Annotated in this window: 21 protein-coding genes and 2 pseudogenes; 10 read left to right on the top strand and 13 right to left on the bottom strand. The window is 69.9% G+C overall.

The genetic code is table 11. The features are described 5' to 3' along the window. Positions 1-3: 3 nt before the first annotated feature. Positions 4-1,020, bottom strand: coding sequence for a tyrosine-type recombinase/integrase (locus tag MYF83_RS02340; protein WP_248958458.1), 1,017 nt, complete (start codon positions 1,018-1,020; stop codon positions 4-6). 163 nt (positions 1,021-1,183) lie between these two features. Here MYF83_RS02340 and MYF83_RS02335 point away from each other — a divergent pair, with 163 nt between their 5' ends. Beyond that, positions 1,184-1,582 carry a RidA family protein gene (locus MYF83_RS02335; protein WP_248958457.1) on the top strand — a complete coding sequence of 133 codons (399 nt, stop codon included), beginning with the start codon at positions 1,184-1,186 and terminating at the stop codon, positions 1,580-1,582. Here the strand turns inward: MYF83_RS02335 and MYF83_RS02330 are convergent. The 6 genes from MYF83_RS02330 to pdxR form a co-directional block, all read right to left on the bottom strand. After that, positions 1,572-2,636: a tyrosine-type recombinase/integrase gene (locus tag MYF83_RS02330; protein ID WP_248958701.1), complete on the bottom strand. Its 1,065-nt coding sequence runs from the start codon at positions 2,634-2,636 to the stop codon at positions 1,572-1,574. The two genes, MYF83_RS02335 and MYF83_RS02330, sit on opposite strands and share 11 nt — an antisense overlap. Before the next feature lie 1,061 nt (positions 2,637-3,697). Then, positions 3,698-4,237 carry an EXLDI protein gene (locus MYF83_RS02325; RefSeq protein ID WP_248958456.1) on the bottom strand — a complete coding sequence of 180 codons (540 nt, stop codon included), beginning with the start codon at positions 4,235-4,237 and terminating at the stop codon, positions 3,698-3,700. 196 nt (positions 4,238-4,433) lie between these two features. Next, complete coding sequence (locus MYF83_RS02320; protein ID WP_248958455.1) at positions 4,434-5,711, bottom strand: cytochrome P450; 1,278 nt, start codon at positions 5,709-5,711, stop codon at positions 4,434-4,436. Continuing rightward, a complete protein-coding gene (locus MYF83_RS02315) occupies positions 5,701-5,913 on the bottom strand; it encodes a ferredoxin (RefSeq protein WP_248958454.1) in 213 nt (70 codons plus the stop codon). The genes MYF83_RS02320 and MYF83_RS02315 overlap by 11 nt, the downstream gene beginning before the upstream one ends. Then, entirely contained in the window at positions 5,910-6,533 is a 624-nt protein-coding gene (locus MYF83_RS02310) for a TetR family transcriptional regulator (RefSeq protein WP_248958453.1), read from the bottom strand. Before MYF83_RS02310 ends, MYF83_RS02315 begins: the two co-directional genes overlap by 4 nt. 91 nt (positions 6,534-6,624) lie before the next feature. Further along, on the bottom strand, positions 6,625-8,151 hold the full coding sequence (gene pdxR, locus MYF83_RS02305; protein WP_248958452.1) for a MocR-like pyridoxine biosynthesis transcription factor PdxR: 1,527 nt from the start codon (positions 8,149-8,151) through the stop codon (positions 6,625-6,627). 263 nt (positions 8,152-8,414) lie between these two features. On the opposite strand from pdxR, the gene MYF83_RS02300 reads away from it, so the two are divergent. The 5 genes from MYF83_RS02300 (at position 8,415) to MYF83_RS02280 (ending at position 14,379) form a co-directional block, all read left to right on the top strand. Next, positions 8,415-8,855 carry a hypothetical protein gene (locus MYF83_RS02300; protein WP_248958718.1) on the top strand — a complete coding sequence of 147 codons (441 nt, stop codon included), beginning with the start codon at positions 8,415-8,417 and terminating at the stop codon, positions 8,853-8,855. A gap of 40 nt (positions 8,856-8,895) precedes the next feature. Continuing rightward, a complete protein-coding gene (locus MYF83_RS02295) occupies positions 8,896-11,169 on the top strand; it encodes a polysaccharide lyase 8 family protein (protein WP_248958451.1) in 2,274 nt (757 codons plus the stop codon). A 492-nt stretch (positions 11,170-11,661) separates the two neighbouring features. After that, positions 11,662-12,315, top strand: a complete 654-nt coding sequence (locus tag MYF83_RS02290) for a DUF4158 domain-containing protein (RefSeq protein ID WP_248958450.1) — start codon at positions 11,662-11,664, stop codon at positions 12,313-12,315. Then, entirely contained in the window at positions 12,264-13,226 is a 963-nt protein-coding gene (locus MYF83_RS02285) for a hypothetical protein (RefSeq protein ID WP_248958449.1), read from the top strand. Before MYF83_RS02290 ends, MYF83_RS02285 begins: the two co-directional genes overlap by 52 nt. Further along, positions 13,108-14,379 carry a Tn3 family transposase gene (locus MYF83_RS02280; protein WP_248958700.1) on the top strand — a complete coding sequence of 424 codons (1,272 nt, stop codon included), beginning with the start codon at positions 13,108-13,110 and terminating at the stop codon, positions 14,377-14,379. The genes MYF83_RS02285 and MYF83_RS02280 overlap by 119 nt, the downstream gene beginning before the upstream one ends. A gap of 22 nt (positions 14,380-14,401) precedes the next feature. Here the strand turns inward: MYF83_RS02280 and MYF83_RS02275 are convergent, their stop codons facing one another. After that, the gene (locus MYF83_RS02275; RefSeq protein ID WP_248958448.1) at positions 14,402-15,064 is read right to left on the bottom strand and encodes a recombinase family protein; all 663 of its coding nucleotides are present in this window, start codon (positions 15,062-15,064) and stop codon (positions 14,402-14,404) included. Positions 15,065-15,545: 481 nt separating this feature from the next. Beyond that, a complete protein-coding gene (locus MYF83_RS02270) occupies positions 15,546-16,538 on the bottom strand; it encodes a saccharopine dehydrogenase NADP-binding domain-containing protein (protein ID WP_248958447.1) in 993 nt (330 codons plus the stop codon). A 91-nt stretch (positions 16,539-16,629) separates the two neighbouring features. Here MYF83_RS02270 and MYF83_RS02265 point away from each other — a divergent pair, with 91 nt between their 5' ends. After that, positions 16,630-17,595, top strand: coding sequence for a helix-turn-helix domain-containing protein (locus MYF83_RS02265; protein WP_248958446.1), 966 nt, complete (start codon positions 16,630-16,632; stop codon positions 17,593-17,595). A 28-nt stretch (positions 17,596-17,623) separates the two neighbouring features. On the opposite strand, the pseudogene MYF83_RS44120 reads toward MYF83_RS02265, so the two are convergent. Together MYF83_RS44120 and catA are read right to left on the bottom strand one after the other, a co-directional pair. Then, positions 17,624-17,803 (bottom strand): annotated as a pseudogene (locus MYF83_RS44120) (hypothetical protein); the annotation flags it as partial. Positions 17,804-18,294: 491 nt separating this feature from the next. After that, positions 18,295-18,948, bottom strand: a pseudogene (gene catA, locus MYF83_RS02260) (type A chloramphenicol O-acetyltransferase). 350 nt (positions 18,949-19,298) lie between these two features. On the opposite strand from catA, the gene MYF83_RS02255 reads away from it, so the two are divergent. Next, positions 19,299-20,225: a TIGR03564 family F420-dependent LLM class oxidoreductase gene (locus tag MYF83_RS02255; RefSeq protein WP_248958445.1), complete on the top strand. Its 927-nt coding sequence runs from the start codon at positions 19,299-19,301 to the stop codon at positions 20,223-20,225. A 189-nt stretch (positions 20,226-20,414) separates the two neighbouring features. Here the strand turns inward: MYF83_RS02255 and MYF83_RS02250 are convergent, their stop codons facing one another. Then, complete coding sequence (locus MYF83_RS02250) at positions 20,415-21,428, bottom strand: IS481 family transposase (protein WP_248958444.1); 1,014 nt, start codon at positions 21,426-21,428, stop codon at positions 20,415-20,417. Between the two features lie 62 nt (positions 21,429-21,490). Here MYF83_RS02250 and MYF83_RS02245 point away from each other — a divergent pair, with 62 nt between their 5' ends. Beyond that, positions 21,491-21,733 carry a YkvA family protein gene (locus tag MYF83_RS02245; RefSeq protein WP_308201392.1) on the top strand — a complete coding sequence of 81 codons (243 nt, stop codon included), beginning with the start codon at positions 21,491-21,493 and terminating at the stop codon, positions 21,731-21,733. A gap of 85 nt (positions 21,734-21,818) precedes the next feature. Here the strand turns inward: MYF83_RS02245 and trpS are convergent, their stop codons facing one another. Beyond that, positions 21,819-22,892, bottom strand: coding sequence for a tryptophan--tRNA ligase (gene trpS / locus MYF83_RS02240; RefSeq protein WP_248958698.1), 1,074 nt, complete (start codon positions 22,890-22,892; stop codon positions 21,819-21,821). On the opposite strand from trpS, the gene MYF83_RS02235 reads away from it, so the two are divergent. Continuing rightward, positions 22,891-23,130, top strand: coding sequence for a hypothetical protein (locus tag MYF83_RS02235; RefSeq protein WP_248958443.1), 240 nt, complete (start codon positions 22,891-22,893; stop codon positions 23,128-23,130). The genes trpS and MYF83_RS02235 overlap by 2 nt on opposite strands. The last annotated feature ends 29 nt before the right edge of the window (positions 23,131-23,159 follow it).

Below are 23,159 nucleotides of genomic sequence, written 5' to 3'. Positions count from 1 at the left end.
GGGCTACTCGCCGGCCGCCTGCCCCCGCAGCAGCGGATGGGCGCGCATCGCCACCTCGAGCTCACCCGGCAGCTCGTCGCGATAACGGCCCAGCGTCGCCAGATCACTGTGACCCAGCACCCGCCGCACCGCGTCCATGTCCACCGCGTCGGCCAGCAGATGAGTGGCCGTCGTATGCCGCAACCCATGCGGAGTCACCGACCGCCGCTGCGCCGGATCGACCCGACGCTGCACACGATCGATCACCGCCTGCACATCGCCCCGGGCCAGCCGCCTGCCCCGCCACGACAACAGCAACGCCTTCTCCGCCGTGACCGGACGCCCACCCGACAGATAGGCGTCCAGCACCCCGGCGACATCGCCCGGCAGCGGCACATCACGCGTCTTGCCGCCCTTGCCGAAGATCCGCCAGTAACGCACCCCGTCATTGGTGTAGAAATCCTCGACATTGGCCCGCACCAGCTCCGACACCCTAGGCCCGAGCGTCGACAGCAGCAGCACGATCAGCGCGTCACGCACCTCGGTACGCTGATCACGCCGCCCGCCCTCGGATTTGGACACCGTCAGCGCCCGCGCCGCCCCGACCAGCCCCTGCGCCTGCTCGCGGGTCAGCGCCCGCCGCTCGGCACGCAACCCGCCCCTCTCTTTGGCCGTCACCGTCGCCGCCGACATCGGATCGATCTGCACCCACCCCGACAAGGTGGCGTGCTTGAAGAACGCCGACACCGACCGCCGGAACCGCGACTGCGACGAAGGACTCTGCGACCGGCCACCGGGGGAGGAGCGCCGCCCGTCGGGCTTACGGGCGAACGCCAGCAGCACCGCGTCGACGTCCTCACCCGTCAGGTCGTCCAGCACCCGCCCGGCCCCCGCCAGCTCGGCGAACGTCGCGACATCGCGCGCGTACACCTCCGCCGTCGCGGGGGACAGCGCCCCGGTCACGGTCTTGGCGCGCACCAACTCCACATAACGGTCGACGGACTCCTCGACGGTGAGTCGCTTCAGCTTGGCGGGCCGCATCGATCAGCTCAGTCCTTCCGGCCGGGAACCAGCCGACCGTACCGGCTCCCACCGACAATTCCGCGCCCCCACCGCGGCCACGGCCGCAAAACCACATGACAGCCGCCCGGCGGCCCCGCCATGATGTCCCCGCCCGCGCTCACCCGCCCTGAGGAGACCCACCATGGCCCACCGCAGCACCGTGCCCGGCCTGCTCCCGCCCCCCGGCTACGCCCACGCCGCGGTCGTCGAGACGGGGGAGAGGCTCGCCTTCATGGCCGGCGCGGTACCCATGGACGCCGACGGCACCCTGGTCGGCCCGGGAGACCCCGCCGCCCAGACCCGCCAGGTGCTCGGCAACCTCGAGACGGCCCTGCGCGCCATCGGCAGCGACCTGCGGCACGTCATCGCCAGCACCGTCTACGTCGCCGCCACCGAACACCACGACCTCATCCGCGTATGGGAGGTGGTACAGGCCAGCGAGCTCTCCGACGGCCCGCACACCTCCACCCTGCTCGGCGTCTCCCACCTCGGCTACTCCGGCCAGCTCGTCGAGATAACCGCCACCGCCGTCATCCCCTGATCCCGCCCCCGCCCGCGCCCCCGGCGTCAGGATCCCCGCCCCCAGAGGAACTCCCCGCAGGGCTGCGGACCTGATCCTCCGACCCGTCGGAACGCAGCCGGTCCAGCACGCCGTAGGCCGGGTTGCCGCGGGCCGCCGCGCGTACCTCCCGGGCGGTCGAGGCCACATAGGCCTGCCCCGTCACGATCGAGGAGTGGCCGAGCAACTCCATCAGCTCGTGCGCCGAAGCACCCCGCTCGGCCAGCCGGGTGGCGAACTCGTGCCGCAAGGCGTGCACCAGCGTGCCCTTCTGCACCCGGTCGTGAACCCCCGCGTACCGGTAACACTGCCGCACCAGGTACTGCAGCCCGCCGCGCCGCAGCGGCTCGTTCCTGGTGTCGACCAGCAACGCGGCCGACCGGGGGAGCGTGGCCGTCCCGAACCTGCGCAGGCGGCTGCGCAGGTAGTCGTCGATCAGGTGCTCGATCGGCGGCTCGATCGGCAAAGAGCGCGTCTTGCCGCCCTTGCCGACGACCTGGATCCTGCGGTCGCCGGGCCCGCCCCCGATCGAGCCGAGCGTCAGCCCGAGCAGCTCGGCCGAACGCATCCCGGTGACCAGAGCGAGTGCCAGCACCACCAGATCACGCTCCACCCAGGGGTCACGGGCCTTACGAGCACCGGCCGCGACCTGCTCCAGAAGCGTCACCGACGCCGTCCCGTCGCCGAGCAGCGGCTTGGGCGCCTTGGCCGGCTGCTTGGGCCGGGGGACCGCCGCCATCGGGTTGCCCTCCAGCATCCCCTCGGCCACGCAGAACGTCAGGAACTGGTTCCAGGCGCTCCACGCCCGGTTGACACTGGCGGCCGAACGCGGCTCGGCGAACTCGGCGAACGCGTTGCGCACCAGGCGGCCGCTCAGATCGCGTACCTCCAGGTCGCCCTGCGGCACACCGGCCAGCCCGGCCGCGATCTGCGACACCAGGTGCAGGTCACGCTCGTACCCGGCGATGGTGTGGGGGGAGAGCTTTTTGGTGCGCAGGGAGGAGACGTACTCGGCGGCGGCCTCCGGCAGGCGCATCAGGATCAGCGGTTCACGATCGCCCAAGACGGCCTCCACCTCTCCGGCAAGGAGCAACCTCCCAAAAGCGGCGCACGTGCCTTGCGATTATGCATGAAACCGGGGAGACCGGGCCCGGAGACACGCCGGACGGCACACCCGAGCCGGACGCGAGGGCCGGCGGGCCGTCCCGGTCGCCGCGCGCGTCCGGGATCCGCCGAACAAGGGACGCGCGGTGACGCGGTGGACATCGCGGGCACCCGTAGGAGATGTGCGCCCCTGGGGGACGCGTTCACGTTTGATGCATAAGTGCGATTATGCATGAAACAGGTGTGGAGGGGCCGGCGAGAGGCCCGTCATGGCCGTCCGCCGTGCGTGCGCATTCACCGCGGCGCGACCACCGGGCCGCACAGCGCGCCGGCCGCCGCATGACGGGCAAGGTGGGCCGGTGGTCGCGCGGGACGGCGCCGCGGGACGGCGCCGCGGGACGCCGAGGTGCGTCGGCGGCTCGCGGCGACGATGCTGATCGGCATGACGCGGCGCTCAGCGGCAAGCGGATGACCAAGCGGCTCAACCGCAACACCGTGAGATGTGCCGGCGCAGAGCGATCTTGGTGTCGACACGGCTAAAACGATCTTGTGGGGTACCACCTCGACCGTGCCGCACGGCCGTACCCGCCTGCGGACACGCGGATCGCGGCCGTTCGGCGCCGGTGACGCGCGTGCGTGGGTCCGGGCATCTCGGTGCCCGGGCGGAGCGGCCACCGGTGCCCCATGGCGCCCCTCTTCGCCCCGAACAATGTCATACCGTACAGAAGCTCAATTCTGTACGGTATGGGATATATCGGCATATAACGGGCGGCACGCCCGGTCGAATGTCGCCTCGTGGCTCCCCCAGCAGGTTCCTGTGGCGATACAGGGCGCGCAGGAGGCAGGGCCGGCACATGGCCGAAGCCGGTGACGGGCGACGCGCCGGCGCCGGCCATGGTCCCCTCCCCCGCTGCTGGACGTTCACCGGGCGATGACGACGGGGGTCGTCGTAGTACTGGCCGAAAATCGGGGCGGATATGGCTGAAGCTGAAGTTAGATGTCGAGGTCCTCTACGGCGGGATGCCGGCCCAGATCGGCGATCAGGTCGTAGAACTCGTCGGGGACCTTGCCGCGCAGTTCCTCGATGGTGTCCACGACTTCGAGGGTGGCTTCGCCTTGGACGAAGCCCCAGCTTGAGTCGGCCAGGCCGAGATAGCTCCGCCACGCGCCCCGGGAGAAGAGTCCCTCGAGCCAGTTGTCGGCCCCGGAGTCGTCCGTCCAGTCAGGTGAGCGGTCCACGTGCAGGACGTACTTGCCCTGGCGTGAGCGGTACACCTTGAACATCTCCATTCGGCTGCCCTGGGTGCGTCCCCACTCGGCGAGCAGAACTCCGGAGAAGCGCTGCTTGCGGCCGGTGCCCTGGCCCACTTTGACGATGATCTCGTCGTAGCCCTCCTGGCGGCCTTCCTCCGTCTCGACGTAGCGGCGTAGCGCCACGCTGATCGCCGTCGACAGCTTGCCCCCGGCGAGCTCCTGCGCCCGCTGGAACAACGGCAGATCCTCATCGGAAACGTAGATCGTTTTATTGGGCATGATCCCACCCTCATCCCGTATACGTATAAGGCTACGTATAGAGTGTGGTGGGTGGCAATGCCGTATCCGATCCGTAACGCGCCCGCCGAGGACACCCTGCCGTTGACCGGCCCCGGGCGAGCGTCTACCTACCGGGTGCTGACGGAGTGTGAGAAGCGCCAGGCCTGCTCCGGGGCCGTCGCCCAGGCCACCGAGGTCAGCCGATGCCGATGCGCAGCGGGAGTGTGCGGGGGCCGCGGACCTGGCCTGCGGCCCAGGTCACCGCCGCCGGGTCGGCCAGGCTGAAGTCCGGGATCCGCTCCAGCCAGACGTCGAGCGCGACCCGTAGTTCCATGCGTGCCAGGTGCGAGCCGACGCAGCGGTGAATGCCCAGGCCGAACGCGGCGTGCCGGTTGACCTGGCGGTCGATGACGACCTCGTCCGCGCGGTCGAACTGCTGCGGGTCGCGGTTGGCCGCCGGGAACGACAGCAGGATCCAGTCGTCGGCCTTCATCTCGACGCCGTTCCAGTGCATGTCCTCCTTGACCAGCCGGGCCATCGTGACGGGTGCGTAGGCCCGCAGGAACTCCTCCATCGCGGTCGGCAGCAGCTCGGGCTCGGCGACCAGGCGCTCGCGGTCGTGCGGGGTCTTGGCCAGATGCCACAGGGACGCGCCGATCGCGCTCCAGGTGGTGTCGATGCCGGCGATGAGCAGCAGCGCCATCGTGCCGGCCACGTGGGAGGGGTCGAGCTTGTGACCGTACAGCTCGGCGTTGATGAGGTAGGTGGTGAGGTCCTCACGCGGGTGGTCGAGGTGGTCGCGGATCTGCGCGAGAAGGTAGTCGAACAGCTTTCCCATCCGTGCGATGCGCTCCTCCGGCGGCAGGTTGACGCCTTCGAGCGCGTTTTCGATGAATTCACGGAACCGCGGGCCGTCCTGCGGGGGGAACCCGAGCATGTCGGCGATGACCCGCATCGGGATGTACTGGGCGTAGTCGCGGGCGGCGTCGACGACGGGCTGGTCCTCGAACGCGTCGATGAGCGTGTGGCACAGCGCTCTGGTCGCCGCCTCTCGCTTGGCGACCGCGGCCTTGGTGAACGCCGGCAGCAGCAGCTTGCGCGCGTCGTGGTGGAACGGCGGGTCGGAGGAGATCGGCGGTGTGCCGCCCACCGGCGCCACCTCGAGGGGCGGCCGGAAGTTGCTCATGATGATCGACCGTGAGGAGAAGCGCTCGGTGTCGTAGGCGATGGCCGCGACGTCCTCGTAGCGCGTCGGGAGCCAGCCGCCGCCGAAGCGGTCGGTGTGCGCGATGGGGCAGCGCTGTCGCAGGTCGTCCTGGATGGGGTACGGGTCGGCCGCCCATTCGGGTTCGAGGTGGGAGAAGTTGGTCGCCCAGTCTGAGACCGGGCCGGTGATGATCTCATTGCGTGTGCCGAGAGGCAGGTCCGTCCGTGTCTCCCGGATGTCCTGGCTGAAGCGGTCGTCAACGGTCATCTCGCGCCTCCTCGCTGATGTCGATCGCTCGTTCGGGGCAGTTGGCCATGGTCAGGCGCGCCGTCTGCTCCTTTCCCGGTGGTACGACGCCGTCGGCGATGACCTGCCCGTATCCTTCGTCGTCCTCTGCGAACAGGCCGGGGGCCAGGTCGTAGCAGCGGCCGTGTCCGTGGCAGCGCTGGGATTCGATTCGTACGTTCACTGCGGGGGCTCCGCTCTGTGTGCGGTGTCGTCGTCGGTGGGGGCGAGGGCGCGCACGAGGCGGGTGAGCAGCGCCGACCATTCCTCGTTGTCGACGGTGTGCAGGTCGGGGGTGATGAGGGCGCTGCCCATCGCCAGCAGCAGGCAGAGGTGGGCCAGCGCGTCCGGCGACAGTGCGGGGTCCAGCTCGCCGCCGCCTTGGGCCAGGCGTACGAGTTCGGCGATCCAGTCGGCCCGCTCGCCGACGTAGTCGCGCATCGGGCGGGCGACGTGTTCGTCGCGGCGGGCGGCGACGAGCGCTTCGACGATGAGGTGGCCGGGGGCGTCGCGGCGGCGCGGCAGCCAGCGGCCGATGACCAGGAGCAGGTCGGTGATCGACCGGTCGGGGTCGGCGGCGAAGAGGTTGGCCAGCAGCTGGCGTCCGTGTGCTCGTAGCGCGGCCACGAGCAGTTCGGCCTTTGAGTCGAAGTGCGCATATAGCGCGCCGTTGCTCACTCCTGCGGCCGCGGCGATGTCGGCTACGCGGGTGCCGTCGTATCCGCGTTCGGCGAAGACCTTGGCGGCCGCTCGCAGCAGCCGTTCGCGTGTTTCGGCGGCGGTGACGCCCGCGATGCGTCCCATGGGTGAATTAAATGATTGTTCATTTGATGCGTCAAGAGCACAGGTGTGCCTCCTGCGGCGGAGCCGGCGGGGCGTTGAAGCCTGGAGTCGGTCAGGTGGTGCGGTGGCGGGCGGGGGTGCCGGTGTGGGGGCGCAGGAGGGCGGCGATGGTGGCGATGCCTTCGGTGATGTCGGTGGGGGTGCTGGCGGCGTAGCCGAGGACGAGTCCGGGCCGGTCGGGGTGCTGGGTGTGCCAGGACAGCGGCTGGACTTTGACGCCGCGCGCGAGGGCGGCGGCGGCCAGGTCGGTGTCGGCGACCGGGGCCTGGTAGGTGATCATGAGGTGCAGGCCTGCGGCGGCGCCGTGGACGATGGCGCCGGGGAGGTGGGTGGTGATGGCGTCGATCATGGCGTCGCGGCGGCGGCGGTGGCGTCTGCGCAGGAAGCGCAGCTGGCGTTCCAGCTCCCCCGATGCCATGACGTGGGCGAGGACGAGTTGCGGTAGTACGGCGTTGCCGAGGTCGGCGTTGCGTTTGGCGGCGACGAGGGCGTCGTGGTGTTCGGGGGGTGGCAGGAGCCATCCGACTCTGATGGCGGGGGCGAGGAGTTTGGAGACGCTGCCGGCGTAGAAGACGCGGTCGGGGAGCATCGAGCGCAGGGCGGGGACCGGGGGGCGGTCGTAGCGGTGTTCGGCGTCGTAGTCGTCTTCGATGACCAGTCCCCCGTCGGCGGCCCATCGCATGAGTTCGCGTCGTCGCCGGCCGCCGAGGACGACGCCGGTGGGGAACTGGTGGGCGGGGGTGAGCAGGACGGCGGGGGCGCCTGAGGCGCGTAGTTCGTCGACGCGTAGTCCTTGGGGGTCGACGGGGATGGGCGGGGTGTCCAGGTGCCAGTTGCGTAGTTGCTGGCGGGCTCCGAGGGATCCGGGGTCTTCGACGGCGACCTGGTGGATGCCGTCGTGCCGCAGGATCTGGGCGAGGAGTGCGAGTGCCTGGGCGACGCCGGCGACGATGAGGATCTGCTGGGGGTCGGCTCTGATGCCGCGGTTGCGGGCGAGCCAGTTGGCGACGGCCAGGCGCAGGGCGGGTGTGCCGCGTGGGTCTCCGTATCCGAGGTGGGCCGCTGACAGGTCGCTGAGTATGGAGCGTTCGGCGCGCAGCCATGCGGTGCGGGGGAAGGCGGCGAGGTCGGGGACGCCGGGTGACAGGTCGATGCGGGCGGGGGCGGCGCGCAGGGAGTCGAAGATGTCGGTGCCGGGCCGGGCGGTGAACAGGGTGGTGTCGGCGGTGGTGTTCTTGCCTGTGGGGGTGGCCGGCCGGGGTTGGGGTGTGGGCGGGGTGAGGGGGGTGGCGACGACGATGGTTCCGGCTCTGCCGCGTCCGGCGATGTGCCCGTCGTCGATGAGGCGCTGGTATGCGGCGGTGACGACGCCGCGGGAGACCTGCAGGTCGGTGGCGAGGGTGCGTGTGGCGGGCAGGCGGCTGCCGAGGGGCAGGCGGCCGTCGGAGATGGCGAGGCGGAGTTGCGTGGCGAGCCATTCGGAGCGTCCGCGGGGTGGGGCGTCGCCGGTGTCGAGCTGGAGGAAGTCGGAGCCCGCGGTTATGGACTTGTCGGCCGGCCCGGCTTTGTCCCTACTCATCGGACCATTGTGGCAGCAGAGTGGGCGTGGGCGATGCGGGAGAGGCGGGAAGCGGGAGGACGTCGGGTCACTGATGGCCGCGGTCGCGGGCGAGCTGGCCTTGGCCTGGCCGGTGAAGCCGGTCGATGTGGTTCTGGGCCGGTCCTCGCCGCGGTTCGTGTTCCCGGTGTGACGCGGGGCCGGCGCGGGTGCGTGTTCTGCGCCCAAGGCGGATTGCGTCAGGATGCCTTGACGTCAAGCGGATCTGACGGGATGCTGCGGGCATGGTGACTCCTGATGGGCTGGAAGCCCGCTTCACGCTGCTGACCGCCGCCGCCCGCTACGACGCTCTGCGCACCCGCGACGCGCTGGCCTCCCCCGCCTTCGGCTCCCCCGGCTATCCGGAGGACGACGCCGGTCCGCCCGCGCCGCCGCTGACCCCGGAGGAGGCGCTGGAGATGCTGGCGCTCGGTGAGGTGCTCGCCCGCAAGGCCGGGTACGGGCGCCAGCTCGCGGTGCGTTCGGCCCGCTCGGCGGGCGCCTCCTGGTCGCAGATCGGCGCGGCGCTCGGCATCAGCAAGCAGGCCGCCTGGGAGACCCACGGCCGGTGGATCGACGACCAGGCCGAGCAGTACCGCCGCAGCGGATACCAGGGCCTGGACCAGGAGCAGGTGGCCGCGGCCCGGGCGCTGGCGGGAGAGCCCGATCGGCAGGACCGGTCATGAGGGCCGGGGTGGAGGCGATGCCGGCGGCGATGACTCCCCTGTGAGCCGGCACCCCAGGCGGTCGTTCCTGCGGCTCGGCGCGGTCGCCGCGGCGGGGGTCCTTGGAGCGCTGGTGCCGGCGCAGGCCGCGCACACGCCCGGCAGTTCGCTCGCCCTGCTGCGCCGCCGGTGGCGGCAGGTGTCGGCGGGGTCGGGGTTCGACGCGGCGGCCGAGCCGTACCGGACGCGGCTGGCGGAGCTGGGCAGGGCGGCGGCCGGACACCGGGACGCCATGGCGCCGGGTGTCGCGTCGCTGTGGCCGGATCTGGCGTTCCCCTCGTTCGCCGCCACCCCGGCGCGGTTGCGGGCGATGGCGCGGGCGTACGTCCTGCCGGGGACCGGGCTGACCGGGGACGCGGGGCTGGGCGAGGCCGTGGCAGCCGGCATCGACCACTACCGGCGGCAGGTGTACGCCGCGGGCGCCGAGCAGGTGGGCAACTGGTGGCCCTGGCAGATCGGCGTGCCCAAGGCGCTTTTGGACGCGGCGGTGCTGATCGGCCGGCGCCTGGGCGAGCGGCGGAGCAGGGCGCTGCGGGACGCGGTGGACCATTTCGTGCCCGAGAGCCTTCTTGCGGACTACAGCGGCACCAGCACCGGGGCCAACCGCGTGGATCTGTGCATGGTGATGCTGCTGCGCGCGATGCTGCGGTCGGATCCGGCGAAGGCGGCGCTGGCGGTCTCGGCGCTCTCCCCCGTCTTCCCCTACGTGCTGGAGGGGGACGGGTTCTACCGGGACGGCTCGTTCGTCCAGCACACCTTCGTCCCCTATCAGGGCGGGTACGGGGCGTCGCTGCTGTCGGGGGTCGCGACGCTGTTGGCGGTGTTGCGCGGCTCGCCGTGGGAGATCTCCGGGCAGCACCTGTTCGACATGGTGGAGACGTCGTTCGCCCCGTTCGTTCACGACGGGTTCTGCATGGACCTGGTGCGCGGCCGGGCGGTGAGCAGGAAGCCTTACGGTGACCACCGGCGGGGGCGGGAGATCGCCTCCTCGGTGCTGCTGCTGGGGGAGGTCGCCTCGCCCGGCGAGCGGGCCCGCTGGCAGGCCATGGTCAAGGGGTGGGCGGTGCGGGACACCTGCGTGCCCATGCTGGAGGCCGCCGAGCGCGATGATCTGGCGTTTCACGCGCGCCTGGCGCGGGTCCTGGGCGATGAGGCGATCCCCGCCGCGGGTGAGCCGGTCGGGCACCGGTTGCAGGCGATGAGCGCCCGCGCGGTCCATCGCAGGGCCGCCTGGTGCGCGGGGCTCAGCATGGCGTCCCACCGGATCGGCCATTACGAGCACGGCAACGGCGAGAACCTCCGTGGCTGGCACACCGGCTCGGGGATGCTGTACTGGTGGGGTCAGGGCCACGGCGACCAGTACTCCGACTCCTTCTGGCACACCGTGGATCCTTACCGGCTGCCGGGCACGACCGTCTCCACTGTGCGGCTGGCCGACGGCGCCGGTGAGGCGTGGGGCGACACCTGTCCCCCGGGCCGGTGGGTGGGCGGCGCCGGCGACGGGATGTACGCGACGGTCGGCCAGCACCTGTACGGCCTGGAGAGCACGCTGGAGGCCTTCAAGTCGTGGTTCTTCCTGGATGACGCGATCGTCTGCCTGGGCGCCGGGATCACCTGCCGGGACGGCGTGCCGGTCGAGACGATCGTGGACAACCGCAGGACCAGGGCGCCGCTCACAGTGGACGAGACGGCGGGCTGGGCGTACCTTCGCGGGCACGGCGGGTACGTGCTGCCCGGACGTCCGCGGCTGCGCACCTCGCGTGAGGAACGATCCGGCGGGGTCGAGCCGGTGACCCGCGGCTATGTCACGCTCTGGCTCGACCACGGTGTCGATCCCGGTTCGGCCGGATATGTGTACCTGCTGCTGCCGGGTGCGAGCCTGGAGCAGACCCGGGCCCGTGCCGCCGACCGCGGCTGGGCGCGTGTGGTCGCCAACACCGGACGGCTGCAGGGGGTCCAGGTCCCCTCGCTCGGCATCACCGCCGTCAATTTCTGGGACGAGGGGGCCGCCGGCGGGCTGGCCGCCTCCGCCCCGTGCGCGGTGCTGGTCCGGGAGATCGGCGACGGCACGGCCACGGTGTCGGTGTCGGATCCCCGGCGCGAGCTGGACGCGCTGACCGTCACCTGGGACCGGCCGGTGGCCGGGTTGCTGGGCGGGCATCGGCTCCTGGCGGGCGCCGCGACCGGCGCGAGGCTCACTCTTGCCTTCGGCCGGCTGTCGGACCAGGGCGGCGGCTCCCAGACGGTCACCGTACGCCTCGGCCGGGCCGGTTGAGCCCGCGGCCGGTCGAGCATGTTGGATCGCGCCATCTGGCCGAGGTCCCGCGGCCCTGCGGTGACCACTCCCCCGCTCGGGCGGCGGGCATTCCGGGCGGCGCGGAGAGCCCCGGCCCGGCGTCGTCGTCGGTGTAGCGATCCCGCCAGGAGCGCCCGGCCCTTCGAGCCGGGGCGCCGGGTCTCTGTCAGTAGCGGCTGTTCATCGCGGCGCGCACCTCATCGGCCCTCCGCTCCCGAAGATGACCTCAGCCCCAAAGTAGCTGTGTGAGTGATCACGATTGCGGTTCGTGATCGTCACGGAGGGGTGAATGCGGCCGGTAAGTCCGGGCTTCTGCTTGATCGTGTTCGTGTCGGAGACGGTCGGGTGGAAGGCGGGGTCGAATGCGTCGGGAGTGGGAGCCGGAAGAGCTGATCGCGGCGTGGACGCTGCTGGACGACGACTGGGAGCTGGTGGGGAACAAGACGGGGGCGACTCGTCTGGGGCTTCAGCTTGTTGCTGAAGTTCTTCGAGCAGGAGGGCCGGTTCCCGCGGCATGCGGGCGAGGTACCCAAGGCCGCTGTCGACTATGTGGCCAGGCAGGTGAAGGTCGAACCGGAGTTGTTCGGGGAGTACCGGTGGTCAGGGTCGACGATCGAGTACCACCGGGCGCAGGTGCGAGAAGCCTTGGGGTTTCGGGAGTCGACTCGGGCGGATGAGGATGTGCTGGCTGAGTGGCTGGCCGACAAAATCTGTCCGATGGTGTTCACGGATGAGGGGTTACGGTCAGCGCTGCTGGCCCGCTGCCGGACGTTAAAGATCGAGCCGCCCGGCCGGGTAGAGCGGATCGTAGGCGCGGGCCGGGCACGGTTCGAGCGGGAGTTCTGCCTGCATGTGCTGAACGGGTTGTCGGCAGACTCGGCGCGGTCGTTGTGGGAGCTGGCAACGGGTGAGGACGGGTTCCTGCTGGAGCTGAAGTCCGATCCAGGGCGGCTGGGGCTGGAGACGCTGCTGGAGGAGATCGTCAAGCTCCGGCGGGCGAAGACACTCGGGCTGTCGGCGGACCTATTCGGGGGTACTCGGATCGGCTGGTGGCCTCCTGGCGGGCGCGGGCGATGGCCTCGCATCCGTCGGACTTCGCGGCGAATCAGCCGCCGGTCCGCCTGACCTTGATGGCCGCGCTGGCGTGGTCGCGGACGACGGAGATCACCGACGCGCTGGTCGATCTGTTCATCGGCCTGGTGTCGAAGATCAACACGCGGGCGGAGCGGAAGGTCGAGCAGGCGATCGAGGCCGAGGCCAAGAAGGTGCACCGCAAGACCGAGAAGCTGTTCTCGATCGCTGAGGCCTCGCTGCGGGCCCCGGAGGGCACGGTCCGGCAGGTGGTCTTCCCGGCGGTGCCGGGCGGGGAGGCGACGCTGAAGGCGCTGGTGGCCGAGGCGAAGGCGGACGCCAGGGCCTACAAGGCCCGGGTGCGGACCGTGCTGACCAGCTCGTATTCGAGCTACTACCGGCGGATGCTGCCCAAGCTGCTGGCCGCGATCGAGTTCAAGTGCAACAACACCGCCTACCGGCCGGTGATGGATGCCCTGGACCTGCTGCAGCGCTACGCCGACATCCCCAACACCACCCGCCACTACGCCGCCTCGGAGAACGTCCCGATCGCGGGGGTGGTGCCGGACGGGTGGCTGGAAGCGGTGGTCGACGAGAACGGGGTTATCGAGCGGGCCTCCTACGAGCTGTGCGTGATCGTGTCACTGAAGGACGCGCTTGCGCCGCCGCGAGATCTACGTCGCCGGCGCCCGCCGCTGGCGCAACCCCGAGGAGGACCTGCCCACCGACTTCGAGGACAACCGGGACGTCCACTACGAGAACCTGCGCCAGCCTCTGGACAGCGCGGTGTTCATCGCCACGCTGAAGGAGGCGATGCGCGCCTCGATGGCGGACTGCGGCCAGGCGGTGGCCAGGAACAAGTCCGGCGGCACGAAGGTGAAGACCCACCGCGGCGAGCCGCGCTGGCACATCCCCGACCTGGGCAAGCTGAAGGTCCCGGAGAACCTGCGGGCGCTGCACACTGAGGTCGCCGCCCGCTGGGGGATCATCGACCTGCTGGACTTCTTGAAGGAGTCGGACTTCGTCACCGACTTCACCGACGCCTTCAGCACGGTCGCGACCAGGGAGGCGACCCCGCGCGAGGTGGTCCGTAAACGCCTGCTGCTGGTGCTGTACGCGCTGGGCACGAACGTGGGGATCAAACGGGTCGCCGACGGCGGCCGCCATGGCGAGAGCGAGGCCGCGCTGCGCGCCACGAGGCACTTGTTCGTCAACCGCGACAACCTGCGAGCGGCGATCGCGACCCTGGTCAACGCCACCTTAAAGATGCGGGACCCGCTGTGGTGGGGCAATGGTACGGCGTGCGCGTCGGATTCGAAGAAGTTCGGGTCGTGGTCGTCGAACTTGATGACGGAGTACCACGCCCGGTACGGCGGCCCCGGCGTCATGATCTACTGGCAGGTCGACCGCAAGTCGGTGTGCGTCTACTCCCAGCTGCGCTCCTGCAACGCCTCCGAGGTCGCCGCGATGATGGAAGGCGTGTTGCGGCACTGCACCGACGCGACCATCGACCGCCAGTACACCGATAGTCACGGCCAGTCCCTGGTCGGGTTCGCGTTCTCCTACCTGCTGGGGTTCAAGCTGCTGCCGCGGATGAAGAGGATCGCCCAGCAGTACGACCAGATGGTCAAGTACGCCACCGCGCTGCGGTTGGGCGCGGCCGAGGCCGAGCAGGTGCTGCGCCGCTTCACTCGCGGCGGCCCTAAGCACCCCACCTACAAGGCCATCGAGGAACTCGGCAAGGCGATCAAGAGCGTGTTCGTCGCCGAATACGTGGCCTCCGAGGGGCTGCGCCGGGAGATCCACGAGGGCCTGCAGGTCGTAGAGAACTGGAATTCGGCCAACACCGACCTGTTCTACGGCAGCGCCGGCACCCTGCCGGGCAGCGACAAGGAGCACCAGGAGGTCTCCATGCTCAGCTTGCACCTGCTGCAGTCCGCGCTGGTATTCATCAACACCCTGCTGGTGCAGTCCGTCCTGAAGGATCCCGTCTGGCAGAAGAAGATGACCGACGCCGACAAGCGCGGCCTGTCGCCGTTGTTCTGGTCCAACGCCAACCTCTACGGCATCATCGACATCGACATGGGCCGCCGCCTCGGCCTCGATCTGGCGGCCTGATCGATATCGCCCCCCTTGGGGGTCACCCTGACCGGGAGGGCAGGCTCGACTGGCTGGGCAGCAGACCGGCCAACGCGGTCCGGACCGCGGCCCGGCTCACCCCGTGCGCCCGCGCGAGCGCCGCGATCGAGGCGCCTTGGTCGGTGAACGCCGACCGCGCTTCCTCAATCTGGGTATCGGTCAGCGCGGGCGGCCGGCCGCGGTAACGGCCTTCGGCTTCGGCGGCGGCGATCCCTTCGGCGGTCAGCTCGGTTTGCAGGTCGCGCTGGAACTGCCCGACGGAGGTGATCACGTTGATGATCAGGGCTGTCGTGGCGTCGTTGGCCGCGAGATCGTGGAAGTTCGATAGCGGGCCCGACAGCACGCGCAAGGCGACGCCACGGGCTTGGCACCAGTCGCGTACGGCGTGGATGTCGATCAGGTCGCGGCACAGCCGGAACAGCTCCGAGACCGTCAGGGTGTCGCCGGGGTGTGCGGCGATGGCGACCTTGGCGAAGGCGGGCCGCTCCAGCGCGGGGATCTTGGAGGTGGTCGCCGGGTCCTCGAACAGCAGCACTCCTTCGGCCGGGCGGAACCCCTCGGCGACGCCTTCGGTCCGGACGAGGAGGCCGGCTTCGGTGAGGATGTGCCGCTGGCGCAGCAGCGACTGGGTCGCGGTGGACACGCGCGAGTAGACGATCTGCACCGAACGCTCCTCGAGGAAGGGGTCGGAACCTCTTCTACCTGTCGGGAAATCCTGTCGTCAATCCGAGGCCGCAATCAGGCGCCCGGAGCGGTGTTTCATCGCCCGGTGTCTGGTTTTACGGGCTGTTCGGGGCCGGGGCGACAGGGTGTCGGCAAATCACCTAATAACGACACACCACCCCATCGGCAGCGACCCGCATCAACCCGGCCAGTGGCGGTAACACGCGCCCCATCGGCTCACTAACGCCACTCACCGGGCGGTTGCTGCTCAAGCCCCAACTAGTCGCTCTCCAAGGGGTCCGGCGAGGAGCTGTACAGCGCTGACCTGCTCTGAGAGGGCTTAGCGCACGATTCGGTTCCAATGTTCCTCAAGCCCCGGGCACCGAAGCGATTTCTCTGAACCAGCTCTGACCGTATGGCTCGGGGCCGTCGTCGGCGTCTGGGGCGCCCGCACCACTGATGTGGGCCGGCCGTGGCCGGTGCTATGACAGGTTGAGGTGGTCCAGCGGGAGGGTGCGTAGGAAGTCTGCCGCGGCGAACGCCTGCCCGGCGGTGACCAGGCCTGTTGCTTTTACGTTGCCTTGGAGCACGCGGGTGGTCGCCTCGGCTGCCATCGCCGCGCTGAACGCGTAGATGTCGCGGCCGCTCGCCGATACCCGGTGTTCATGGCCACCGCGGTGGATGGCAACCTCGACCACGAACCGTTGCTCGGAGCGGCGATGCGCGTTCGTGTCGTCCTCGGTGGCGGTCGGCGCCGTGTACAGGTAGGTGGGAATCTCCTGAGTGGGCAGGTGGCGCGCGATGGTCACGACGTCGGCGGTCGGGAACTCGGTCTCCGCCTCCTGGGCGCCGAACGGAGGCGGGAAGGTCCAGGTCGCGGTCGGCGGCGGTGTGTCACCGGACCTGAGGTGCAGCCGGCCGCCGGTGAACACGACCCGCCGACCGGCGCGTAGCTTGCCCGCCAGCCGCGATCCTCTGGTCGGCACCCAGCCGTCCAGCGCGACGGCCACGGTGACAGCACCGGCGGGCGGGCCCGATCCGTAGGCGGCGGTGGCCAGCAGATCGCCGAGCGCGCCGAAGAATCCGAGCGCGGGCGCGACCAGTACACCGGCCGGCGGCTCGGGTCCGTCGAACATACGCCACGCCACCAGTGTCTCGCCGGCGACGTCCAGGTAGTGCGCTCCCGCGCGCAGTGCCGCGTCGACCAGGGCGGGTGGGGTATCGCCGAACGGGCCGGCACAATTCACCACGGCCACCACCCCGTCCAACGCCCGATCCAGATCGGCGGGTGAGTCCAGGGCGGCGGGTCTCACCCGCGTACCGGGATGGTGGGCCGCCAGTGCGTGCAGGCGCCCGGCGTCCCGGCCGCTCAACACGAGCGCGACGTCACGCCGGCGCAGTGCGGCGACCACGAACTGCGCGGTGTGGCCGTAGGCGCCGTACACGGCAACCGTAGGCGCGGAGGGGGATGGCATCTGCTGATCATGACGGTCCAGGGACGAGGAGGGCAGTGTCGCAAGCGTCAGCCTGCGCTAGATTTGCGACATGCGGGCACATCGAGTCGTGATGGCACTCACGCCCGGCATGCCGATCTTTGAAGCGGCGGTGCCGTGCATGATCTTCGGCGTCGACCGTTCCCACGTCGTGAGCCCTTGGTATGAGTTCTCGATCGTCGGCGTCGGCGACGGACCCGTACCGCTGCTGCCCGGATTCCACTTCCACCAGACGGCATCCAACAGTGATCTGCCGCGCGCTGACACCCTCGTCATCCCCGCCTGCCTGGACGTGGACGAGGCCCCGCCGCCAGAACTGGTCGACGTGGTCCGCTCCGCGTACCGGCGCGGCACCCGCATCCTGTCGATCTGTTCCGGAGCGTTCGTGCTCGCCGCCGCCGGCATCCTCGACGGCCGCCGGGCCACCACGCACTGGCTGCACGCCGACGAACTCGCCCACCGCTACCCAGCCGTGACGGTCGACCCGACGGTGCTCTACATCGAGGACGGCAACGTCATCACCTCCGCCGGCACCGTGGCCGGCATTGACGCATGCCTGCACCTGGTCCGTCTCGACCACGGAGCGGCCGTCGCCGCTGAAGTCGCCCGCCGCATCGTCACACCACCACACCGCGACGGCGGACAGGCCCAATACATCCGACCGGCCACACCGACCTCCGGCGACGGCTGGCTCCCGCTCCTGCTCGAGTGGACCGTCCAACATCTGCACCGGCCCCTGACCACCGCCGACCTCGCCGCCCGCAGCAACGTCAGCGTTCGCACCGTCGAACGGCGTTTCACCGAGACGCTCGGCCTGTCACCACTGCAGTGGCTGCTGCGGCAACGCGTGCGCCGGGCCCAGCACCTTCTCGAGACGACCGACCAGCCGATCGCCGGGATCGCGACCGCGTGCGGCTTCGGCACACCCGCAAGCCTCAGGGCCCACTTCGCCCGCATCGTCGGCGCCTCACCCGCGACATACCGGCGCACCTTCTCCACCAGAACCAACACGAGCCCCGCCGCGAACGGGGCCGTTTGAAGCCCGCCGAAACCGTAGGTAGGTGCGATCAGGCGTGTTTGATGACATCGCCGTGGTAGGGACGCAAGCCCGAGGTGACATCGGCACGGCTGAAGGCGTAGCAGCCCAGGAAGTTGATGTGGTCGTAGCGGATCGGTGATGGCCGCGTGCACATCTCCTGGGTGACCGGGAAGCCCTGCTCGCGCAGTTGCCTGACGGCGGCATCGGTGTAGAGGCTGTTTCACCAGATGACCGCGTTCAATGCCAGGCCGAGCGCGCCGAGCTGATCTTCCATCGGGCCTCGCCGTCGGGCCCGATCCCGGGTGTTCGGCGGCCCGAACGCTTCGCTGGCAGGCGGATTCGGCGGTGAGAACCCGCTCTGCTCGCCGTCCAGCGCGACTCTCAACGAGCTTGAAAGGCCGTGTTATCGCAGGTCGGGGACGGGTTCGTTGAATTCTCGGCCAAGACTACGGTGACCCCTGCATGAACGCCTCGCCCAGACCGGTGGCGCCGCCACTGTCCGCCGACCAGCGCGAGCAGGACATCCTGGACGAGGATGTCGCCCGGCTCTCCCCGCTGAAGCACGCCAACCTCAACGTGCTGGGCCGCTACAGCATCCGCTCCTCGGTCCTGGACGATGGCGGCCTGCGCCTGTACGCGACCCTGTCACGACCGGGCTCAATGACGAGGACGGCGCGAAGGCCTGACGAGGCCTTCTGCTCAGGCCTTCGGGCTCTCCTCCAGCCAGGTCGGATCTGCAAAGAGAGCCTGCACCTCGTTGACGAGCCGTGTCGAGTGAAACCCGTCTGCGGTGGCGTGGTGCACCTGTACTGCCAGGGGGAGCAGGACCCGGCCGTCTCGCTCGGTGTAGCGGCCGAGCGTGAAGATCGGCGCGAGGTGGTCCCAGTCGTTGCCGATGTTGAGGTTGAACCCGGTGAAGGACGCCCATGGCAGGCTTGACACGTCGAACGCGTTGGTCGGCAGCTCCCCCTATGGGAAGAAGTCGGTGGCGCGACTGTGCTCCGCAAGCAGGGGGGCGGCGACGTCGTGGAACGCGCCGAAGTCGGAATCGTAGGGAGCCCACACGCACGCGAACGTCTCGCGTTCCGGGTTGAATACCGTGAAGGCCGGGTGCACGACAGGCCAGACAGCAGGCTCGCCCGACGCGGTGAGGCACATCTTGAACTCATCGTGACGGTTGACGACCGTGGAGAGTGCCCAGACCTGCGCGATGTAGGACTTGCGCTGGGACTGACGCAGTGCCGCAGTGAACGCGGTGAGGTCCAACTCCACCGTCATCGAGTACGTACACGGAACGAGCCGACGGTAGTGCTCGAAGTGCTGTCGGCGCGGCCACGTGTCGAGGTCGATCAAGGTGGGAGCATCCATCCGGTCATCATGCCATTTGTCGTCATTTGGCCCGGAACCGGTTGTCGAGACCGCCAGATTCGACCAGAGAGCCGGAATTGATCTGTGCTTGCCCTGGGTGCGAGCGACACTCCCCGCTGTCCGGTTGCTGTCAGAAACGACCTTTCCCGGAGCAAGATCGGAAACGGTCCGCCCGCACAGCCCGCCCGGACTGCCGATTCACTGTCAGAACTCATTCTCACTCAAAAGGGGTTCGCCACGCTCTGGGCGATGGCCGTTCTTCAGACCTCAACTGGCGGCGTCGGTGCGGGAATTCATGGCTATCCGATCGGGTTAGTCGGATTATGACCATAGGTGTGGCTCTATCAGCGCCGGCGGACGCGGAGAACGCCGTCGACGCCGTTGTGGACCAGGCGCGGGCGGTGAAGTCGGCGGGAATCGACTCGGTCTGGTTCGGACAGCGGTTCGACTACGACTCCGTCGCTCTGGCCGGGATCGTCGGCCGGGAGGTCCCGGGCCTGGACGTGGGAACCTCCGCGGTGCCTATCTTCGGACGCCATCCGCTGCTGGTCGGCGCGCAGGCGCAGACGACGCAGGCAGCCACGCGCGGCCGATACACGCTCGGACTGGGACTCGGCGCCAAGGCGTTCGTCGAGCCGGTGTTCGGTATCGCGCACGAGCGGCCGATCGCCCGGCTGCGGGACTTTCTCACCGCGCTGCGGACCCTGCTGGCCGAGGGGACGGTCGACTTCCACGGCGAGACCCTCACGGCGGTGAGCCCGATGCCCGCCGGGCTTGCCGGCGCGGCCCCGGCCGTGCCGGTCCTGGTGGCGGCCATGGGGCCGCAGGCGCTGCGCGTCACGGGCGAGCTGGCCGACGGGACACTGCCATTTTTGGCCGGGCCGAAGGCGCTCGCGGAGCACGTGGTACCCCGGCTGCTGTCAGCAGCCGAAGCGGCAGGTCGGCCCGCTCCGCGCGTCGTCGCACTCGTCGCCGGGGTCGTCACCGACGACGTGGAGGCCGCGCGGGAACAGGCGGCCCGCCAGACCGCCTTCTACGACCAGATCCCCTCCTACCAGAAAGTGATCGAACTGTCAGGGGCCTCACGTGCCGCCGACCTGGTCGAGATCGGCGACGAGGAGGCGATCGCCGTGGCGGTGCGCCGCTATTTTGACGCGGGCGCGACCGAGGTGGTGTTCACCCAGACCAGCCTGGCCGGGCCACACGCCCGCGAGCGCACCTGGCGGCTGCTCGGAGAGCTGGCCGGAAAGAAGAAGGTGTGAAGACGGCAGCGATCACCGGCGGCACCGACGGGATCGGCCGGGCACTGATGGCAGCCACCACTGCGCCGCCGCGAAACGCTAACGCGGCCGAAGAGCTCAGCAGAACGACCCTGCCTAGCAGGCGCGGCAGGACGCCGGCTGCGTCCGCCACGCACTGATCGACGAGATCTCGTTCTGCTGGCCGTCACATCACATCGAGACGGTACACCTGTACTGACCTGAGAGGTTAGGTACGCGGCTGGCGGGTGGTTGGCCGTTGAGTGCGGTGTGGCCGCGGTGGTGATTGTAGGTGTGGAGCCAGTGCGGCAGTGCTTGTCGGCGTTCGGTTTCTGAGGTGTAGGGCTGGGCGTAGGCCCATTCCTCCAGCAGGGTGCGGTTGAAGCGTTCGACTTTGCCGTTGGTCTGGGGCCGGTAGGGGCGGGTGCGTTTGTGGGTGATGCCGGCTGCGGCCAGGGTGTCGCGCCATAGATGGGAGCGGTAGCAGGAGCCGTTGTCGGTGAGCACTCGGGTGATGGTGATGCCGCAGCTGGTGAAGTAGGTCTGGGCTCGGTGCCAGAAGGCGGCGGCGGTTTCCTTGGTCTCATCGGCCAGGATTTCGCTGTAGGCCAGGCGGGAGTGGTCGTCGACGGCGTTGTGCAGGTAGCTGTAGCCGAGGTTGGGGCGGCCGTGGGTGGTGCGCGGGCGGGCGGGGTCGCGATGGGCGGAGCTATGGCGGCCTCCGGTGGCGCGGCCGTGGATCTTGTGGCCGCCGCCGTCGGGGATGTTGCCGAGCTTTTTGATGTCGACGTGGATCAGATCGCCGGGCGTGGGGTGTTCATAGCGGCGGATGGGGCGGCCGGTGGCGCGATCCAGGTGCGACAGGCGGGCCAGTCGGTAGCGGACCAGCACGCGGTGCACGGTTGAGGGATTCAGGCCGAGCAGGTAGGCGATGCGGGCCGGTCCCCAGCGGCGTGCCAGGCGGACCTTGATGATGCGTCGTTCGGTGCGGGTGGGGGTACGGCGCGGGCTGTGGTGGGGGCGTGAGGAGCGGTCGCTCATGCCCGCCTGGCCGTAGCGGCGGTAGCGGCTTGCCCAGCGCTGGGCGGTGGTAGCCGCGACCTGGAAGCGTTCGGCGGCGCGTCGCAGCGGCCAGCCGCCCTCTACGACACACCTGGCCAGGCGAAGCCTGCCCGTCTCGGTCAAGGGCGCGTTACGGTGGGACACGAGGGCCTCCGGGAACTCGGTGTAGACGTCGCAATCCACACCGAACCCGCAGGCCCTTCCCTATTTCAACATCATCGGGCTCGTGTCGCCCCCGTACTCAACCTCTGTGGTCAGTACACCTAGCCCTGCCCATCGACCTGATCCCCGACTTCATCCCGATCCTCGGCTACGCCGACGACGCCATCATCGTCACCTTCGTCCTACGCAGCGTGGTCCGCCGCGCCGGTCTGGATACCATCCGACGAAACTGGCCCGGCAGCGACGACGGCTTCACCGCGCTCTGCCGACTCACCGGACTCGGCTGACAGGCGCACCCCGCAGGACGCCGGAACCGCGACAGCGCGATCAAACCTACTTTGGGGCTGGGGTCATCTTCGGGAGCGGAGGGCCTCATCGAGGGTGGCCTCGGCGACGGCGTTGGCGCGTTCGTTGCCCGCGCGCAGCACCTGGCGCAGGTGGCCGCGGTCTCGCGCGTACAGGGCGCGGCGGGCCCGGATGGGCGCCAGGTGCTCGTTGACCGCCTCGGTGAGGTGTCTCTTCAGCGCGGCCGACCCGCCGGAGCCGATGTCGTCGGCGACCTGCCGGGGGTCGCGGCCCTGGCAGAGGGCGGCCAGCAGGATGAGGGAGGACCACCTCCGGGCGGGTGGCCGGGTCGTAGGTGATGTGCCGCTGCGAGTCGGTCTTGGCGCCCCGGATCAGCCAGGCGGTCTCGTCGGCGCCGGCGGCCAGGGTGATGGCGTTGCCCCGGCTCTTGCTCATCTTGGTGCCGTCGGTGCCGAGCAGGAGCGGCGCGGCCGACAGCAGGGCGTCGGGCTGGTGGAACACCGTGGTCCCGCCGCCGTAGCGGTCGTTGAAACGGCGGGCGATGGTGCGGGTGAGTTCGAGGTGCGGCAGCTGGTCCTGGCCGACGGGGACAAGGTTGGCCTTGCAGAACAGGATGTCGGCGGCCTGGTGGGCGGGGTAGGTGAACATCAGGCCGCTGACCGAGGACCGCCTCGAGTGGGTGATCTCGTCCTTTACGGTGGGGTTGCGGCTCAGCTCGGCGACCGAGACCAGGCTGAGGAACGGCAGCAGCAGCTGGTTGAGCGCGGGAACCGCGCTGTGGGTGAAGATCGTGGTCCGGGTGGGGTCGATGCCGGCGGCGAGGTAGTCCAGCACCAGCTCCTCGACGTGGCCGCTCAGGTCGTCGGCCACGTCGCGGTCGGTCAGGACCTGGTAGTCGGCGATGATGAGGAAGGTCCGCACCCCGAGGTCCTGGAGCCGGACCCGGTTGTGGAGGGTGCCGAAGTAGTGGCCGAGGTGCAGGCGGCCGGTCGGGCGGTCCCCGGTCAGTACGCGGAACCGTCCCGGGTCCTGGCGGATCTGTTTCTCCAGCGTCGCGCTGCGGGCGTGCGCGGCGCGGGCCGTGAGCGTGCCGGGCGGGTCGCCGTCGGCAAGGGTGGCGGCCGGTGTGGGGTGCCGCATGGTGTTCACGGGTTCTCCTGGCTGGTCACTGCCGCCGTCAGGACGCCGCCCTGATCCAGGGAACTGGTCCCCGTCCGAGGACTACATCCGGCACCTCATCGAGGAGTACCCCGAGACCCTGCCGGGGCCGGCCCGGGCCGCGCTCGGTGTCACCGCCGAAGGCATCCGCTTCGACACCGTCGTCGAAGGCCGCAAGAGCTATGAGATCGGCCTCGCGGCTGGCGTGACCGACGCCTAAGCCCACCTCAAGCACCTGGTCTTCTCCCG

Source organism: Sphaerisporangium perillae, assembly GCF_023276435.1.
Lineage (GTDB): Bacteria > Actinomycetota > Actinomycetes > Streptosporangiales > Streptosporangiaceae > Sphaerisporangium > Sphaerisporangium perillae.
This window is presented reverse-complemented; position numbering and strand designations above follow the sequence as displayed.